The sequence below is a fragment of the Paraburkholderia solitsugae genome (assembly GCF_013177695.1).
Lineage (GTDB): Bacteria > Pseudomonadota > Gammaproteobacteria > Burkholderiales > Burkholderiaceae > Paraburkholderia > Paraburkholderia solitsugae.
In genome coordinates, this window is the sequence record NZ_WOEY01000012.1 from 61,177 (window position 1) to 79,017 (window position 17,841).

The following is a 17,841-nucleotide window of genomic DNA, read 5'->3' on the forward strand; positions in this document are numbered from 1 at the left end:
GGCAAGCGAACCAGTCAGGCGATGCGGGCGGCGTGCGGACGGCCGATCGCGAGGTAGTGCGCCAGTGCAATGAGCGGGAAGGCCGTGGCGGCGCCGGCGACCAGCGGCCAGCCGCCGTGTTCATAGAGCGGGCTGGCGAGCGCCGAACCGAAAGCACCGCCGACGAAGATGCTGGTCATATACAGCGCGTTCAGGCGGTTTCTGCTTGCCGCATGCAACGCGTAGATTTCGCGTTGCCCGAGCACCATGTTCATCTGCACTGCGAAATCGAGGACGATGCCGGTCACAACGAGACCGAACACGCCCCACGCCGGATGGATCAGCGCCGGCATGTAAGCAAGGGCGCCCACCACGAGTGCAATCAGCGTCGCGCGCACTGTGTGACCCGCATCGGCCAGATGTCCGGCCACCGGCGCCGAAGTTGCGCCAATCGCACCGACCAGCGCGAAGATGGCGATCGCGGTTTGCGAGAGTCCGAAGTGCCGCGTCAACTCGACTGGGATCGCGGTCCAGAAGAGACTGAACGAAGCGAACATCAGCCCCTGATAGAAGGAGCGGTGACGCAGAACCGGCATGGTGCGGACCAGATGGCCGAGCGAGCCGATCAGTTCGAAGTAGGTGGCCTTGTGGTCCGGTTGGCGCGGCGGAATCGTCAGCGCGAGCACGGTGGTGACGATCGCCATCAGCACCGCGGCGGAACCGAACACCGCGCGCCAGCCGAAGTGCCCGGCCACCAGGCTGGAGATCGGACGCGACAGCAGAATGCCGAGCAGGAGGCCGCTCATGATGGTGCCGACCACCTTGCCGCGCGACTCGTCCGGCGCGAGATGCGCGGCGAGCGGGATCAGAATCTGCACGGCCACGGAGCTGAATCCCACCAGCAGCGAGATCGCGAGGAACCAGCCGGGTTGATGAGCGAAAGCCGCGGCACCGAGACTCACGATCGAGACCAGCGCGGTGGTGATCATCAGCTTGCGGTTCTCCAGCAGGTCGCCGAGCGGCACCAGAAAGAACAGGCCGAATGCGTAGCCGATCTGCGTGAGTGAAACGATCATGCTGGCTGTGTTGCCGGACATGTGAATGTCCGGTGCGATCAGTTCGGTGATCGGTTGTGCGTAGTACAGGTTCGCGACGATAGCGCCGCAACAGAACGCGAACAACGCGATCAGACTGCGCGTCATTTTGACGTGGCCTGTGCCGCCCACCGTGGTGGATGCCTGGGTTGACATGACAACTCCTTGAAGTAAAAGAACTGGAAAATTCGGATATCAGCGGGCGATGTTCATTAGCCGGTTGCCCAGCGAAATGCCCAGATCGGTCATCAGCCTGCCGCGTTGCAACTGTTGGTTCTCCCAACGCTTGAGGGCGGTGTCGATCGTTGCGCCGCTTTGCCATGTCGATGACAACGCAAGCGCCAAAGAATGGGCATTGGCCGCGGCCTTCGCGGTGCTGCCCGCCGTGTGTGGACGCGGAACGGATGCGGCGTCGCCGAGCAGGATCGCCCGGCCGAACACCATCTTCGGCGAGCGCAGGTCGACGATCGGCTGCATGAACGGATCATCGGTCGCGTCGGCGAGGGCGCGAAAGGTCGGCGCGAGCATCGCGCGTGCGTCGTCCCGCAGTTGTGCGATGTCCGCGCTTTTGGTCGTGCCCGGCGGCAAGGAAAACGCGCGCGCAACGCCGTTGCGGTCGACCAGCAGCTCGTCGAGTTTTTCACGGCTGTATTTGCGGTACCACACCCAGTTCCAGCGGCGGGCACCGACCGCGGTCGAATCGTCCTCGTCCGGAATCAGATAGGCGAGAGCGGAGTGCCCATTGCCGTCCTGGAACGTGAAGCGCTCACGCAGCATGTCCGCAGCGTGCATTGGCAGATCGGGTTCCTCGACGAGTCCGCGCCACGCCACGTAGCCTGCGTAGGCCGGCAGGATCTCGGGCAGCAGGCGCCGCCTGAGGGTGGAACGTATGCCGTCGGCGCCGATCAGCAAATCCGCCTGCTCGCTGCGGCCGCTCTCGAACTGCGCGACGATCTGCTCGCCTTCCATGCGGAAATCGACAAAGGTCTCGCCTGCGTGCACGACCGCCGCAGGCAGCGCATTTTTCATGGCGCGGTACAGCAGGCTCCACGACGTCTGCATCTGCGGCATGTACAGCCGTTCGACGATGTTGTCTTCGCGGTCCAGATAGATGCGCTCGCCTGACGCCACGCCAGGAGGATTCGGCAACGCGACGCCGGCAAAATGGAGCGCATCCAGCACATCCGGCTGAAGCACGACGCCGCCGCCACGGCTTTCCAGCTCATTTGGCGATGTTTCGAACACGTCGACCTGCCAGCCGGCCGCCCGCAAGGTGGTAGCCGCGAGCAGCCCACCGAGCGAACCGCCGATCACGACCGCGCGGGGTTTCTCAAGCGATCTCATGCTGCGTTCCTTTGCCCTGCGGAACGCCACGGACAAGTGACGTCGTAGTTGAACTCGACCTGAATGGCTTGCATGTTTCACCCCTCACTAGGTAATGGATGCAGCTTATGCGTTGCGTTGAATTTATAGAATTGGTCTAAAATGCAACCTGGCGTTGCGCTGTTCGCAACCAAACCGTCGATAAGGCCAAGCATGGACAAACTCCTCGCCCTGAATACGTTGCTGGAAGTGGCCGACGCCGGCGGTTTTTCAAAGGCCGCACAACGTCTCGGGGTGGCCACGTCGTCGGTTACGCGTCTGATGGACTCTCTGGAGGTCTCCCTCGGTACCGCGCTGCTGACCCGCACACCCAGAAAGGTCAGCCTCACGGACGCCGGCATTGCGTACGTCGAGCAGGTCGGCAAGGTGCTCGACGATCTGGCCGAAGCGGACGAGAGCGTCTTCGACAGTGGCGCGTCGCCAGTCGGTTCGCTCAGAATTTCGGTACCGTCCACCTACAGCCGCTTGCGGCTCGCGCCGCATCTGGCGGCATTCCTTTCCGAGAATCCGCGCGTGTTCCTCGACGTCGTCGTGGCCGACCACTTTGTCGATCTCGCGCTCGACCGGATCGACGTCGCGATCCGGATCGGGCTGCCCGATCGTGACGCCAACGTGATCGTCAAAAAACTGGCGAACAATCTGCGCTACGTCGTAGCAAGCCATGACTACCTGGAGCGCAGCGGCACGCCTCAGACACCGCAAGCGCTCGAAGCCCACGAGTGCCTTCGTGTCGCGTACGGCGGTGGCTACCGCACCCGCCAGGTCTGGACCTTCCGCCGGGACAGCTGCGAGCAGCGCGTCGAGGTTCGCGGCCATCTGTTGTCGAACAGTCTCGACCTCCTGCTTGAGGCGGTGATGGCGGGGCGCGGCGTCGCCTTGCTGCCCGAATGGCTGGTCGGCGCCGAGATTCGCGCGGGGCGCCTGATGCGACTCCTCGAGACCTTCGATGCGAGTCCTCATCAAGGCGATGCAGTCGTCTATGCCGCCTATCTGCCCAACCGCCGTCACTCCAGCAAAGTGCGCTCGCTCCTTCAGTTTCTGGAAACCCGGCTTCACACCGCTCCCGAAGGCTGAACGGCGACGCGCCCGCGCCAGGCAGGCATGCTCGTCTGACGGCGCGCGATCCCGTTCAAGCGGCCTTACGCATGGCGCCCGGATTCGAACAGGAACCACACGCGCTGCTCCGCTTCGTCGATCCAGTTTTCCAGCAGGCTCGCCGTGGCGACATCGCCGTACTCGTCGCAGAGCGAATGGGTTTCGCGCATGTAGCCTGCGAGCGCCAGATTGTCGTCACGTAACTCGGCGAGCATGTCGTCCGGTGTCACGAAATCCGCATCGTTGTCGAGAATTCGCTGCAGTTTGATGATCTGGCCGGTTGAGTGCAGGGTCTTGCCACCGATCTTGCGCGCGCGTTCCGCGATCGGATCGACCGTCGCGAAGATCTGGTCGGACTGGTCGTCGAGCAACAGGTGATAATCGCGGAAATACGGCCCCGACATATGCCAATGGAAGTTCTTCGTCTTCAGGTACAGGGCGAACACGTCCGCGAGCAACGTTGTCAACGCGCCGGCAATGTCGCGGGTCGCCTCTTCAGTCAGACGTGTCGGTGTCTTCAACGGCGCCGCGCGATGCGCTGCTGCTTCAAGTGCTTCTTTCATGGCGAATCCCTTTGACTGTGTCGATAAGTACAACGTGCGTTCAAGACTACGGCTGATTGAAGTGTAGGAATGCCGCGCACATAAAGTCCTGCAGAAAATGTGAAATGTTCTGAGCGGGCGACGGCCAGGGCCGGGTCGGGATCAACTGGGCTTTCCTTATTGAAAATATTTTTTAAGAATTATTAAGGCTCCCGGGGAGGATTCTTTAGAAGGCCGTGGATAGAATGGATTTCAGTTTTCCTCGCACTTCAAGCGAGTGCGCGTGTCTTCCCGTGTTCACTAATTCTTTAGGATGTACATAGCCATGGCAAATCCGAAACTCGAAGTCCTGACGCCTGCAAATTCGCAGATCATCTTCATCGATCATCAGCCGCAAATGGCTTTTGGGGTTCAGTCCATCGATCGTCAGGTGCTTAAGAACAACGTAGTAGGTCTCGCGAAGGCAGCGCGGGTGTTCAACATTCCGACCACCATTACGACAGTGGAATCCGAAAGTTTCTCGGGATACACGTACCCCGAGCTGCTCGACGTGTTTCCGGGCCACAAAGTGCTCGAACGCTCGTCCATGAATTCGTGGGACGACCAGAAGGTTCGTGACTCGCTGGCTGCCAATGGCCGGAAAAAGGTCATCGTGGCAGGTCTGTGGACCGAGGTTTGCAACAACACGTTTGCGCTGTGCGCGATGGACGAAGGCGACTACGAAATCTATATGGTCGCCGATGCGTCGGGCGGCACGTCGAAGGACGCGCACGACTATGCAATGCAGCGCATGATCCAGGCCGGCGTGGTTCCGATGACCTGGCAACAGGTGCTGCTCGAATGGCAACGCGATTGGGCGCACCGCGAGACTTACGACGCAGTCATGGCAATTGCCAGAGAGCATTCGGGTGCGTACGGGATGGGTGTGGACTATGCCTACACCATGGTGCACAAGGCTCCCCAGCGCACATCGGGGCCGCACGAGGTTCTGGCAGCGGTGCCTGCAAAGAAGTAAGCGGTCGCATTACGTCGTCCGGCGGGATTCGATGGCAATGCATCGGTATCCTGAATTCCGCCGGCCGGCTTCAACCTGCTTCTGAATGCTTCATGGAAGCAATCGCGACGAGCGCCCGCTTCCCCGGAAAAGCTCCGCATCTTGAGCGCGGAGCGCTCCCTATGAGGATCACCATGAATTCCAATACTCCCCAGCCAACACCGGCCGAGGTCGTGTTCTTCAACGGCAAGATCGCTACGCAGGACGACAAGCGGTCATTCGCCGATGCGCTTGCCGTCGCGAACGGCCGAATTGTCGCTTCGGGATCTCGCGAAACCGTGATGCGTCACGTGAACGCCACGACACGGCAGATCGACCTCAAGGGGCGCACGGTTATCCCTGGTCTGAACGATTCCCATCTGCACATCATTCGAGGCGGACTGAACTTCAACATGGAGTTGCGTTGGGACGGCGTGCCGTCGCTCGCGGACGCGCTCGACATGCTGAAGAAGCAGGTGGCGCGCACGCCGGCGCCGCAATGGGTGCGCGTGGTGGGCGGCTGGAATGAATTCCAGTTCGCCGAGGGGCATGGGCCGACGCTCGAAGAAGTCAATGCGATCGCGCCGGACACGCCGGTATTTATTCTGCATCTGTACGACAGCGCGCTCCTGAATGCAGCGGCGCTGCGCGCGGTCGGTTACACCAAAGACACACCTAATCCCCCCGGTGGCGAGATCCAGCGCGATAAGCGCGGCAACCCGACCGGCATGCTGATCGCACGGCCGAACGCCGGCCTCCTGTACGCGACGCTCGCCAAAGGGCCGAAGCTCGCACCGGAAGATCAGCGCAATTCCACGCTGCATTTCATGCGCGAACTGAATCGCCTCGGCGTGACGAGCGCGATCGACGCGGGCGGCGGCTACCAGGCCTATCCGGATGACTACGCGGTCATCATGGATCTCGCAAAGCGCAACGAGCTGAGCGTGCGGATCGCGTACAACCTCTTCACGCAGAATGCCAAGAAGGAAATCGAAGATTTCGCGAAGTGGGTGAAGATGACCAAACCCGGCGACGGCGACGATTTCCTGCGCGTCAATGGCGCCGGTGAAATGCTCGTGTTCTCGGCAGCGGACTTCGAAGATTTTCTCGAGCCGCGCCCAGATCTGCCGGATACGCTGGAAGACGAACTGGAAGCTGTCGTCAAACTGCTGGTGGCGAACCGCTGGCCGTTCCGCCTTCACGCCACGTACAACGAATCGATCGAGCGCTTCCTGAACGTATTCGAGCGTGTCAACGCCCAGATCCCGTTCAACGGGCTGCGCTGGTTCTTCGACCATTGCGAGACCATCACGCAGAAGAACATCGAGCGGGTGCGAGCACTCGGCGGCGGCATCGCGATCCAGCATCGGATGGCCTTTCAGGGCGAGTACTTCATCCAGCAATATGGTGAAGAGGCCGTCAAGCGCACGCCGCCCATTCGCCACATGCTCGATGCCGGATTGCCCGTTGGCGCGGGTACGGACGCCACGCGTGTCGCGAGCTTCAACCCGTTCGTATCGCTTTACTGGATGGTGTCGGGTAAAACGGTCGGCGGCACGGCCATGTATTCCAGCGAGAACCGTCTGGACCGGATGGAAGCGTTGCGCCGCTACACGGTAGGCAGTGCATGGTTCTCGAACGAGGACGACCGCAAAGGCGCGCTGGTGCCCGGCCAGTTCGCGGACTTCGCGGTACTCAGCGAGGACTACTTTACCGTCGACGAAAGCCGCATCAAGTTCCTGACCTCCGCGATGACGGTGGTGGGCGGCAAGGTCGTGTACGCCGACGACGAATTCGCGGCGCTCGGACCGCCCGATCTTCCGGTTAGCCCGTCGTGGTCGCCGGTGGCGGAATTTGGCGGCTACAGCCGTTACAAGCCGACTGCGGTGGCCTGTGTGGATGGCTGCGTGAATCTGTGCGGCGTGCATGCCCATGCCCACGGTTGGGCGTGGCGTAAAAACGTGCCGGTCAGCGACTCGAACGGTTTCTGGGGCGCCTTGGGATGTAGCTGTTTCGCATTCTGATCGCCACAGGTTCGTGTCACAACGCGAGCGAGGACCACGATGCCGACCCTGACCGACGGTGTGTTGTTTGGCCTGGGCATTCTGGTCCTCGATTTCCTCGCCTGGCGCTTCATGGACCGCAAGAGCGACCGGGGGCGCCTCGCCTTGCGTGCGCTCATGTTCGGTCTGTCGACCTACGTGCTGTTCAGTTCGGGGATGAATCCGCTAGGCGCGGCGCCCTGGCCGGATGAGCCGCTGCGCCATCTGCTTGCGCAGGTGCTGGAGGTGGTGTGGTGGCTGCAAGGTGCGCGCCTTGTGATCATCCTGCTCGATCGCGTCGTGTTGCCCGAGACGTGGCACAGGGAGCGCCTGTTTCAGGACGTGCTTGGTGCGCTGGTGTTCATGGCCGCCGCGGTGGGGGCGATCGCGTTCGTACTGCAACTGCCGGTGAAAGGGCTGCTCGCCACGTCCGGCGCGCTCGCGGTCGTGCTCGGCCTCGCGATCCAGAGCACGCTCAACGATGTGTTTTCAGGCGTCGTCCTGAACGCAACGGAGCCGTTTCAGATTGGCGATTGGGTGACGATCGGCGACGTGGAAGGCAAAGTGGTCGAAAGCAACTGGCGTGCGACGAGCCTGCTGAACGGTCAGGGCAATATCGTCGTGATCCCGAACAGCGTGGCCGCACGCACCAATATCGTCAACGCCAATGAGCCGTCGCATACGCACGGCATCAGCATCGTGCTGCCGGTCAAGCCGTCGATCCCGCCCGCACTCGTGCTGGAGGCGCTCGCCAACGTCGCCGCCAGTTCCGGGGACGTGCTGATCGATCCCAAACCGCTTGTCAGCGTGCGCCGCGCCACGAACGACGCGATCGAGTACGAGATCGTCTGCTACGTCGACGCCCTGAGCAAAAAGACCGGTGTGCGTAATGAGCTCTTCGATCTCGCGCACCGCCATCTGCTTTCGCGCGGCGTCGTTTTGCGGCCGCTGTCGGTGCCCGAGCCCGCTGTCGACCCAGCGGACGAGAAACATCGCTTGCTGCGCAACGTGCTGATCTTCCAGACGCTGGAAGCTGACGAGCTATCGCACCTGGCAGCGCAACTGACGAAGCACGAGTTCGATGCCGACGACATTATTTATAACGCGGCGGATGAGAGCGGTCACGAGCTTCACATTCTGGCGCAGGGCGTCGCGAGAGTGATCGTGGCGAAGGACGGTGGCGAGGTCGAACTGCGAAGGCTCGCGCCGGGCGATTCGATTGGCCAGTCCGGCGTTCTCGCCGGCGTCCGGACCGCTGTTGTCGTGCGTGCGCTGACCCGCACCACTGTGTTCCGGCTGGACAAGAGCGCGTTGACGCCTGTTCTCGCGCAGCGCCCGGATGTGGTGAAGGAAATGTGCCGGTTGCTGTCGGAACACCATGCAACCGAGGAAATGGTCCTTGCATCGCCGGGTCATGTGGAGCAGAGCCCGGGCGGCTTTCTGCAATGGATTCGCGACGGCGTGCGGCGCATTCATGAACTGTCGCTTTGAGTGGATCCGCAGGCGTACTGCGCCGATTAAGTGTTTTTAAGGATTTGCCAAAGTCTTTATGAATTTAATTCGATACGCTGCAATGCACTGGCGCTCCTTGAACATCGAACGGTCCTAAACGTCGCCTGGCCGTGGTATCGGTCTGGCATGCGTGTAGAGGCACACCAGGGGCAGGGGCGACACGGAGGAGTTGAGATGAAGAAGACCATTGCCGGCATTGAGATTCCCGATGGTGTAATGGCTCAGGCGGCGACCGATCAGATCCGGGGTACGGAGTCGGAGTTGATGTTTCATCATTCGCTAAGAGCATTTCTGTTCGGTGCGCTGACCGGATATCGCGAGAACCTGACGTTCGACGCCGAACTGCTTTATGTCGCTGCGATGTTTCACAACGTCGGTCTGAACGTGAAGTATCAGCGCTCGCCCTGCCGGTTCGAGGTGGACGGCGCGAATGCCGCGCGCGATTTTCTGCGGCAGCACGTCGTCGTCGACCGTCTGATCGACGAAGTATGGGTGGCGATCGCATTGCACACGACACCGGGCATTCCGGAACATATGTCGCCGCTGGTTGCGCTGGTCAGCGCCGGCGTGCAAATGGATGTGCGGGGCGCCGGCCACGACGAATTCACCGTACAACAGCGCGATGAAATCGTGCAGGCTTATCCGCGCGAATCAGGTTTCAAGAAGAAGATCATCGAAGCCTATGCGCGTGGCATGGAACATCGTCCGGAAACGACGTTCGGAACGGTGAATGCCGACGTACTGGACCGATGGGATCCGAACTATCGCCGCTTGAATTTCTGCGGGCTGGTGCTGGGATCGGACTGGTTGAATTGAAGGGTGTTTCTGGAAAGGACGAATAGCATGGGCTACATCATTTCTCTGGGCGTCGGCTTCGGCATCGGGCTGCTCTATTGGCTACTCAAGGTGCAGTCTCCGGCGCCGCCGCTGATTGCGCTGGCCGGGCTGCTCGGCATGGTGTTGGGCGAGCACGCCATCCCTGTTGTCAAAGCGCAGTTTTTTGCGCAGACGACGGCGGTCCAGGTTACTGGGCAGGTGACGGACGCCGACGCGAAAAAGACGGTGGCGCCGGGCGCGACGAAGCAGGGCGGCTGACCTGACAGGCACCTGTCCTTCGCCTCGCTGAACATCGTTCGTGAATCGACGACGACAGCGCCCCGGCGCCGATTGCGGGCTGTGCCAAACGCTCGGCGGACAACACACACCGCCTCGATCGGAGGCAGACCATTCAAACATTGCCAGCACCTTTGGGTAACACTATGTTCAAGTCGTTTCATCAACCCCGTTCACTCGCGTCTCTCTGCGCGGCGATACTGATTGGATTGGCATCGGTTGCATCCGTATCAGCGTTCGCCGATGCCGGACCGCCGGAGGTATCGAACGGAAAAGCCGCAGTCGCCGCGAGACAGCCCGACGTATCGGTCGGCGCACAGTACGACACGACTCACGTGTACGTGGCTTCGGCCGATCTCGACGCGTTCGTCAACAGCTTTCTCGCGACATTCGGTGGCAAGGCATCTCCCCGTGCGGTTTTCACGGTAACGCCCACGCCGAGCAAGACCGCGTCGCAGTATGTGCAAACGCCGGTCGGCATGCTCTCGGTGTTCGGCTTCGAAACGGCGATTCCGTATCCGTTCGGCAATGAGCGAACCGGGTATCTGGTCACCGATATCGATAAGGCGGTGAAAGCCGCGCGTGCGGCCGGTGCCGACGTCCTCGTCGATACGTTCGACGATCCAATCGGCAAGGACGCGATCATTCAATGGCCGGGCGGCGTCACGATGCAGCTCTATTGGCACACCAAGGCGCCGAACTATGCGCCGTTGCAGAGCGTGCCGGACAACCGTGTGTACGTGTCGCGCTACGAAGCGGACAACTTCGTTCGCCGGTGGCTGCGCTTCTCGCATGGCAAGGTGGTGTCGGACAACCCGCGTGCGGACGCCGGCGTGATCGGCCGACCGGGTGAGACGATCCGTGTGATTCGAATCAGTTCGGGATTCGGCCACATGGTCGTATTCGTCACGGACGGCAAGCTGCCGGTCCCGTTCGGGACCGAAACGACCGGTTATACCGTGGACGATGTCGCCCAGACGATCGAGCGCGCACAAGCGGCCGGCGCAAAGGTGCTCTACCCGCCGTACCACAGCGCAACAGGTACGACCGCCATGCTCGAGTTCCCGGGCCGTTACATTGCTGAAGTGCACGATGGCAAGTGATGCAAACGTCATGAAGCCGTTGTGGTCACTGAAGTCCCGCAGGCGCGCGCCCCGCTTTTCCGCACGGCGCGCCGCCCGTGCCCTGCTGTTCAGTACGGGTCTCGCGGCCGCGCTGCCGGCCTCGGCGGCGGACACCGCGCTCGGCGGGGCTGACGATACCTCCGCGGCAAACACCGCGGTGACTTCGGCTTCAGCGAGTGCGTCGTGTGCACGGCCTGCAATCATGTTCAATCGCTGGCAGGAAAACTGGGGGGTATTGGCCAATCCCTGCGTGCCGAAACGGCCGTTCGATTCGCTGAAATACATTCCGCTGTTCGGCAATCCCGACGCGTACATTTCGCTCGGTGTGGTGCTTCGCGAGCGCCTGGAGGTGAACGACGCGCCGCTGTTCGGTCTCGGATCGGGGCATGACGACACGTATCTGCTGCAACGTCTGGACGTGCATGCGGATATCCGTCTCGGGCCCCATGTGCAGATCTTCACGCAATTCGAAGACGCGCAACCCTACGGCAAGGACAACGTCACGCCGGTCGATAAAAATCCGCTGGATCTGCGCCAGGCGTTCGTCGCGATTACCGAGCCGCTGGGGCCGGGCACCTTCAAGTTCCGCGTGGGCCGGCAGGAAATGGCGTTCGACTTGCAGCGCTTCGTCTCGGTTCGCGACGGCCCGAACGTTCGTCAGGCATTCGACGGGCTATGGACAGACTATGAAACCGGACCGTGGCGCTGGATCGCCTATGCGACGCAGCCGGTGCAGTATCGCGACAATTCGGATTTCGACGACGTCTCCAATCGCGATCTGACGTTCAGCGGCTTGCGTGTGGAGCGCAAAAACGTCGGGCCGGGCGACCTGTCGGCGTACTACTCGCGCTACAACCGCAGCAACGCGCACTTTCTCGACGCGGTCGGCGACGAACATCGCGATGTATTCGACGCGCGCTATTCCGGCAACGTCAACGCTATCGACTGGGACGTTGAGGCGATGTATCAGTCGGGACATGTCGGCAGCGACACGATCGGCGCGTGGGCGGTGGGCTCGCTCGCCGGCTATACGCTGAAGACCGCGCCGTGGACGCCGCGGATCGGCATTCAGGTGGACGCCGCATCGGGTGACAGCCATCCCGGCGACGGCCGTGTCGGTACGTTTAACCCGTTGTTCCCGAACGGCTATTACTTCGCGCTGGCCGGCTATACCGGCTACGCCAACCTGATTCACGTGAAGCCGTCGCTCACCCTCAAACCGAATAGCAAGCTGACGCTGCTGGCCGGTGTGGGTCTGCAATGGCGCGAGACCACCGCGGATGCGGTGTACCAGCAAGGCTCGGCGGTCGTGCCGGGCACGGCGGGACACGGCAATCTCTGGACGGGGTTCTATACGCAACTTCGCGCCGACTGGGCAGTCACCGCGAACCTCGCCGCAGCGCTTGAGGCCGTGCATTTCCAGATCGGACCATCGCTGCGCGAGCTGGGCGCCCGCAATGCCGACTACATAGGCGCGGAACTCAAATTCGGCTGGTAGAAGCGCTATCTGCAAACCATGTCAGATGAGGTCATGTTATGAGCACTCTAGAATTATCCAACGAGGCGACGACACCGTCGGAACTCGCGACACCGTATTCATCGCTGGAGTACCGTCAACATCAGATGTTTCCCCGTCTTTCGACGGCGGAGATTCAGAGTTTGCGGCGTTTTGCCCGGCCGATGTCGTTCAAGGCCGGCGAACTGATCTTCGAAACGGGGCACGTTGCACTCGGCCTGTTCGTGTTGCTGCGTGGGCGTGTGAGGATCTATTCGCGCGACAGTTTCGGCCGCTCGACGCTCGTGACTGAACATGAAGACGGACACTTCATGGCCGAGATGGCGCAACTCTCCGGCAAACCGGCATTGATCGACGGTGTCGCACTGACAGACGTCGAGACGCTAGTGATCGAGCCGGAAAGGCTGCGCGCGTTGATCGTGGCCGATGCGCAGCTTGGCGAACACATCATGCGCGCCCTGATCCTGCGACGGCTTGGACTGATCGAGCAGGGGCTCGGGCCGATCATCGTGGGTGATGGCGACTGCTCGAAGCTGATGGGGCTGCAAAGTTTTCTGCGCCGCAATGCGTACCCCGCAACGGTGATCGACGCGCGTAGCGATCCCGAGGCGATCACGCTGCTGGGCGGCATGACCACCGGCCCCGACGACTTTCCGCTCGTCTTCTGCCCAAACGGCAACGTGCTGCGCGCGCCGGACGAGGTCCAGCTCGCATCGTGCCTTGGACTCGTACCGACTTTCGAGCAATCGCACGTCTATGACGTTGCGATCGTCGGCGCCGGGCCTGCCGGGTTGGCGGCGTCCGTGTATGCCGCCACGGAAGGCCTGTCGGTTGCCGTATTCGATCAGCGTGCGCCGGGCGGCCAGGCCGGCGCCAGCTCGCGGATCGAAAACTATCTAGGCTTTCCCACCGGCATTTCGGGCCAGGCACTCGCCGCGCGGGCGTTCCAGCAGGCGCTGAAGTTCGGCGCGCATCTGGCGATTCCAGGCAAGGTCACGAATGTGTGCCGTCATGAAGGCCTCTTTCTGCTGACCTTGCTCGACGGGCAGCGCATCGGCGCCCGCACGGTCGTGGTCGCGAGCGGCGCCGCCTATCGGAGGCCGACGGTGGACGGCTTCGATCGCTTCGATGGACGCGGCACGTACTACTGGGCGTCGACGATCGAAGCGAAGCTGGTGAAGGGGCAGGACATCGTGTTGATGGGCGGGGGCAACTCCGCCGGCCAGGCGATCGTGTTTCTCGCCAATTTCGCGCGCAGCGTCCGCGTGCTGATTCGTGGCAAGGACCTCGAGGCCAGCATGTCGAAATACCTGATCGACCGGATCGGCTCCTTGCCTAACGTCACGCTGTACACGCGCTGCACGCTGCGTTCGGTCGATGGCGATGAAGCCGGACTCACGCACCTTCATATCCGGCATGAAGACGAGGATGTGGAGGAAGTCGTCGCGACGCGTCATCTGTTTCTCTTCGTCGGCGCAGACCCGAAGACCGATTGGCTCGGATCGAGCGGCGTGGAGCTCGACAACAGAGGGTTTGTCGTCACGGGTTTCGCCCGCAGTGAGGATGGGCTGTCTGAAGCAGGCGAGCGATATCCACTCGAAACCAGCATACCGGGCATGTTTGCGGTCGGCGATGTGCGTTCGGAGTCCGCGAAACGGGTGGCCGCGGCCGTGGGCGACGGCGCCGCCGTGGTCGGTCAGATCCATGCGTACCTTAGCCAGCTGACGGCGGTAGCCGCTTAGGGCTGTCCGGAAGGGAGAGAGGCGAATTGAGTACAGCGGCAATCATCGAGGGCGTTCGTGGATCGTCGCCGAACTCTGGTGTAAGCGTGCATTTTGACCAGGCGTGGTTTGACCGGCTTGCGCTCGAGGCACTACTGGTCGACGGAAACATCGTGCGTTATCGCGCGAGGTGGCAGGAAGGCGCACGGTCGTGGCTGATCGCGGTGCCGACCGATCTGCCCTCGGACGCGGTGTTGCGCCGCTTGCAGCAGGAATTCGCACCGGCCGACAAGCTCGAGTCGACATGGGCCGTGCGGCCGGTCGCACTCGTGCGGCTGTCGCGGGGGCCGGTGCTCGTGTACGAAGACAACGGCGGCACGCTGGTTCTGCCACCCGCCAACGGGATGATTGCGGTCGGCCGTTTCCTGCGTATTGCGGTCGGCGCCGCGCACGCGCTGCGTCTCGCGCACGCACGCGGTGTCCTGCATCGCGACCTCAAGCCGTCCAATCTGCTGGAATGCAGTGATGGCACGATCCGGTTATTGGGTTTTCGCGACGCTTTCAGCCTTGTCGGCGATCCGCTGACCGAATCACCAGACACCTTGTACGGCACGCTGGCCTATATGTCGCCGGAGCAGGCCCGGCGGGCGGAAGGGCATGCCGATGAGCGAAGCGATCTGTACTCGCTCGGTGTGACGTTCTATGAGCTGCTCACCGGGCAATTGCCCTTCGAGGCGGCGGATGCGGTCGAATGGGTCTATAACCACGTGGCGCGTCAGCCCGCCAACCCCCGCCAACACCGTCGATCCTTTCCCGCTGTGCTGGGCTCGATCATCCTGAAACTGCTGGCCAAAAACCCCGCGGAACGCTATCAAAGCGCCTCGAGTCTCGAGGCCGATTTACGCCGTTGTCTGGCTGACTGGAACGAGATGCAGCATATCGTTCCATTCGAACCGGCCGCTGAGGACAACGTCAGAAACCTTGCCGTCACGCATCGTTTGTTTGGCCGCGCGCATGAATACAATACGCTGCTCGATGCGTTCGGGCGCAACGCGCGGCAGGCCATGGCGGAACTGATTTTCGTGTCCGGATACTCGGGTGCGGGCAAATCCGAACTCGTGCGCAGCGTGCACCGCGCGACCGCGCAGACAGCTACGCTGTTCGCCTCGGGAAAGTTCGAGCAGTACGGCCAGAACGCGCCGTACGCGCCGCTGATGCAGGCGATACGCTCGCTGTTCCAGCGTATTCTGGGCGAGAGCGATGGCGAGCTGGACCGCTGGCGGGACGTGCTGCGCGAAGCCGTCGGCACGCAAGGCAAACTGCTCGTCAGTTACATCACCGAACTGGAACTGGTGCTCGGCGTGCAGCCGGAGGTGCCGGACTTGCCGCCCGTGGAAGCGCAGCTCCGTTTCCAGGCGCTGATCACTCGGCTGCTGTCCGTCTTCGCGACCGAGTCACACCCGCTGATCCTTTTTTTCGACGACGTTCACTGGTTCGACGTTGCAACCTTGAATTTCATCGCCTGTTTCCTGACGACGGTCGAGGACCGGCATGTGCTGCTGATCTGCGCATATCGCGTCAATGAAGTCGACCGGTCGCCCAGGTTCAAGGCTTTCCTGAGTTCGTTACCGAGCGCAAACGCACGCATCTCCACGATCGACGTGACGCCGCTCGATACCGCCAATGTCACGGCCTTGCTAGCCGACGCGCTGCATTGTGGCTCCGCGCACGTCTATCCGTTGGCGGCGGTCGTTCACGAGAAGACGGGCGGCAATCCTTTTTTCATCAAACAACTGCTGCTCGCGCTGGCCGACAACCAGTTGATCTGTTACGACGGCATGGCCGGCCGCTGGACATGGGATATCGATCGGATTAGCGAATACGAGTCCTCCGATAACGTCGTTGACCTGATGGTCGCGCGTTTGACGAGGCTGCCCGCAGAGGCGCAGGCCGTCCTCAGGCTGCTGGCGTCGATGGGGCGGCGCCTCGACAGGGCGACCCTGGCGCGGATCGATCCTGACGGCGGCGTGGAATTGGAGCGCCGCCTGCATCCCGCGGTGGAGGCGGGTCTGACGGTGTCGGACCGGACGGGATTCGCCTTTGCGCACGACCGGGTCCAGGAGGCAGCGTACGCGCTGATTGCCGAGGAGGAGCGCGGTGCCGAACATGCCCGGATCGCGCGCATCCTGCTGGAAGATTTCGACATCGGCGACTTGCAGAGGCCGGCGTTCGACATTGCTCACCATATCGAACGCGCCCAGGCAGCCGGGGCATTGTGCGAACTGGACGCGCACGAGACGACGGTCTTCAGCAGAATCTGTCTGCAGGCTGCCCGTCACGCCAAAGAAGCGATTGCCATCCAGTCCGCGCTGAACTACCTGGACGTCGGGCAGACGCTGCTCGACGCCAGTGGAGAAGACTATTCGCAATCGCTCGGCTACGAAATCGGCATTCTGCGGGTGCAATGCCACATTCTGGATGCGAATTTCGAGGCCGCCGGCACCCAGATCGAAAAACTGCTGGACCAGAACCTGTCGGTCATTGCGCGCGCGTCGGTGTACAAGCTGAAAGCCGACATGCAGCAGCATCTGTCGGACTATGAAGCGGCTGTCGATACCGCCCTCGAAGGGATCAAGCTGTTCGGTACGTATCTGCCGCGTTATCCGGAAGCCGCGGATGTCGAGGCGGCTTACCGCCGGCTCAATCAATCGCTTGGAGGGCGAACCCTCGCTTCAATCGCCGATCTGCCGCCTTTGCGCAACGCGGCAATCGAATCAGAATTGAATCTGCTGGTGAGTATCTACGCGCCCGCATCGTTCGTGAACGAAAGGCTTGGCTTTCTCAACCTGTGCCATATGGTGCAGCTGACCATTGACCACGGTATCACCGCGGCCTCGGCGCATAGCCTCGCGTGGTTCGGCGTGTACGTCGCGGAATTTTTCGGCGAGTACGCACAAGGGTTCGAATTCTCTCGCCTGGCAAGAACGCTGGTTGAGGAGCGCGGCTATCACGCGGTAGTCACCAGTACGCTGGTTGCGCTCGATCAGGTCGCGGTCTGGACCCAACCCCTTTCCTATGTGCTGGGATGCGCACGCGCCGCATTCGAGTCGGCTGGCCCGAGCGGCGATCTGACGATGAGCTGCTATGCGTGCAATCACATCGTGTCGGACCTGCTGATTCTTGGGGTGCCGCTGGAGCAGGTCGACAAGGAAATCGACCTTGGGCTGTCATTCGCAAGACGTGTGCGTTTCAAGGACGTTGAAGGGATCCTCGAACTGCAGAAGCGCTTCGTCCACAGTTTGACGGGCGGTCCTGGGCTGCCGGGCAATTTCGGCGTCGTGGTGGACGGCAAAATGAGCTTCGATGCCGGCGTGCTCGATACCCAGATGGCGACGCTGCGTTTCTGGATCTGGCTGCTGAAGGGCGTCTCCTGTTATTTTCACGGCGACTATCAGAACGCACGGTATTGCCTCACCGAAGCCGGCGAGCTGAAGTGGGCGACCCCCGCGCACATTCATCTGCTGGACTATCACTTCTACACGGCGCTGACTCTGGCGAAGGTGTCCGGTGGCGAGGATGCGAGCGCCGCGGTGGCTGCAATCGAGCCGCATCTGGCGAAGCTGCGCAATTGGGCGCAGCTCAATCCGGCCACGTTCAGGGACAAGCTCCTGCTAGTCGAGGCTGAAG

The 17,841-nt window shown here is 61.9% G+C and carries 13 protein-coding genes; 10 read left to right on the forward strand and 3 right to left on the reverse strand.

Features of this window, described 5'->3' with window-relative positions; genetic code table 11:
- Nucleotides 1–14: 14 nt before the first annotated feature.
- Together GNZ12_RS02445 and GNZ12_RS02450 are read right to left on the reverse strand one after the other, a co-directional pair.
- Nucleotides 15–1,229: an MFS transporter gene (locus tag GNZ12_RS02445; RefSeq protein ID WP_172308829.1), complete on the reverse strand. Its 1,215-nt coding sequence runs from the start codon at nt 1,227–1,229 to the stop codon at nt 15–17.
- Between the two features lie 39 nt (nt 1,230–1,268).
- Nucleotides 1,269–2,417, reverse strand: coding sequence for an FAD binding domain-containing protein (locus GNZ12_RS02450; protein WP_172308830.1), 1,149 nt, complete (start codon nt 2,415–2,417; stop codon nt 1,269–1,271).
- A gap of 192 nt (nt 2,418–2,609) precedes the next feature.
- On the opposite strand from GNZ12_RS02450, the gene GNZ12_RS02455 reads away from it, so the two are divergent.
- Nucleotides 2,610–3,530, forward strand: coding sequence for a LysR family transcriptional regulator (locus GNZ12_RS02455; protein WP_172308831.1), 921 nt, complete (start codon nt 2,610–2,612; stop codon nt 3,528–3,530).
- Between the two features lie 65 nt (nt 3,531–3,595).
- Here GNZ12_RS02455 and GNZ12_RS02460 read toward each other — a convergent pair whose 3' ends face one another.
- Nucleotides 3,596–4,114, reverse strand: coding sequence for a Dps family protein (locus tag GNZ12_RS02460; protein WP_172308832.1), 519 nt, complete (start codon nt 4,112–4,114; stop codon nt 3,596–3,598).
- 304 nt (nt 4,115–4,418) lie between these two features.
- Between GNZ12_RS02460 and GNZ12_RS02465 the strand changes: the two genes are divergently transcribed.
- From GNZ12_RS02465 to GNZ12_RS02505, 9 genes are all read left to right on the forward strand, one after another.
- Nucleotides 4,419–5,108: a hydrolase gene (locus GNZ12_RS02465; RefSeq protein ID WP_172308833.1), complete on the forward strand. Its 690-nt coding sequence runs from the start codon at nt 4,419–4,421 to the stop codon at nt 5,106–5,108.
- 173 nt (nt 5,109–5,281) lie between these two features.
- Nucleotides 5,282–7,150 carry an amidohydrolase gene (locus GNZ12_RS02470; protein WP_172308834.1) on the forward strand — a complete coding sequence of 623 codons (1,869 nt, stop codon included), beginning with the start codon at nt 5,282–5,284 and terminating at the stop codon, nt 7,148–7,150.
- A gap of 39 nt (nt 7,151–7,189) precedes the next feature.
- Entirely contained in the window at nt 7,190–8,659 is a 1,470-nt protein-coding gene (locus GNZ12_RS02475; protein WP_172308835.1) for a mechanosensitive ion channel family protein, read from the forward strand.
- A 195-nt stretch (nt 8,660–8,854) separates the two neighbouring features.
- Entirely contained in the window at nt 8,855–9,496 is a 642-nt protein-coding gene (locus GNZ12_RS02480; RefSeq protein WP_172308836.1) for an HD domain-containing protein, read from the forward strand.
- A gap of 27 nt (nt 9,497–9,523) precedes the next feature.
- A complete protein-coding gene (locus GNZ12_RS02485) occupies nt 9,524–9,775 on the forward strand; it encodes a DUF1427 family protein (RefSeq protein WP_172308837.1) in 252 nt (83 codons plus the stop codon).
- 164 nt (nt 9,776–9,939) lie between these two features.
- The gene (locus tag GNZ12_RS02490) at nt 9,940–10,896 is read left to right on the forward strand and encodes a VOC family protein (protein ID WP_172308838.1); all 957 of its coding nucleotides are present in this window, start codon (nt 9,940–9,942) and stop codon (nt 10,894–10,896) included.
- A complete protein-coding gene (locus tag GNZ12_RS02495; protein WP_172308839.1) occupies nt 10,886–12,415 on the forward strand; it encodes an alginate export family protein in 1,530 nt (509 codons plus the stop codon). The genes GNZ12_RS02490 and GNZ12_RS02495 overlap by 11 nt, the downstream gene beginning before the upstream one ends.
- Before the next feature lie 38 nt (nt 12,416–12,453).
- Complete coding sequence (locus GNZ12_RS02500) at nt 12,454–14,175, forward strand: FAD-dependent oxidoreductase (RefSeq protein ID WP_172308840.1); 1,722 nt, start codon at nt 12,454–12,456, stop codon at nt 14,173–14,175.
- Between the two features lie 26 nt (nt 14,176–14,201).
- The coding region (locus GNZ12_RS02505; RefSeq protein WP_172308841.1) for an ATP-binding protein at nt 14,202–17,841 on the forward strand (3,640 nt) is incomplete at its 3' end.

What these genes read in the sequence shown, in the direction of transcription:
- GNZ12_RS02445 (WP_172308829.1), bottom strand. Translation starts at nt 1,229, where the DNA reads ATGTCAACCCAGGCATCCACCACGGTGGGCGGCACAGGCCACGTCAAA.
- GNZ12_RS02495 (WP_172308839.1), top strand. Translation starts at nt 10,886, where the DNA reads ATGGCAAGTGATGCAAACGTCATGAAGCCGTTGTGGTCACTGAAGTCC.
- GNZ12_RS02490 (WP_172308838.1), top strand. Translation starts at nt 9,940, where the DNA reads ATGTTCAAGTCGTTTCATCAACCCCGTTCACTCGCGTCTCTCTGCGCG.
- GNZ12_RS02475 (WP_172308835.1), top strand. Translation starts at nt 7,190, where the DNA reads ATGCCGACCCTGACCGACGGTGTGTTGTTTGGCCTGGGCATTCTGGTC.
- GNZ12_RS02460 (WP_172308832.1), bottom strand. Translation starts at nt 4,114, where the DNA reads ATGAAAGAAGCACTTGAAGCAGCAGCGCATCGCGCGGCGCCGTTGAAG.
- GNZ12_RS02500 (WP_172308840.1), top strand. Translation starts at nt 12,454, where the DNA reads ATGAGCACTCTAGAATTATCCAACGAGGCGACGACACCGTCGGAACTC.
- GNZ12_RS02465 (WP_172308833.1), top strand. Translation starts at nt 4,419, where the DNA reads ATGGCAAATCCGAAACTCGAAGTCCTGACGCCTGCAAATTCGCAGATC.
- GNZ12_RS02470 (WP_172308834.1), top strand. Translation starts at nt 5,282, where the DNA reads ATGAATTCCAATACTCCCCAGCCAACACCGGCCGAGGTCGTGTTCTTC.
- GNZ12_RS02485 (WP_172308837.1), top strand. Translation starts at nt 9,524, where the DNA reads ATGGGCTACATCATTTCTCTGGGCGTCGGCTTCGGCATCGGGCTGCTC.
- GNZ12_RS02455 (WP_172308831.1), top strand. Translation starts at nt 2,610, where the DNA reads ATGGACAAACTCCTCGCCCTGAATACGTTGCTGGAAGTGGCCGACGCC.
- GNZ12_RS02450 (WP_172308830.1), bottom strand. Translation starts at nt 2,417, where the DNA reads ATGAGATCGCTTGAGAAACCCCGCGCGGTCGTGATCGGCGGTTCGCTC.
- GNZ12_RS02480 (WP_172308836.1), top strand. Translation starts at nt 8,855, where the DNA reads ATGAAGAAGACCATTGCCGGCATTGAGATTCCCGATGGTGTAATGGCT.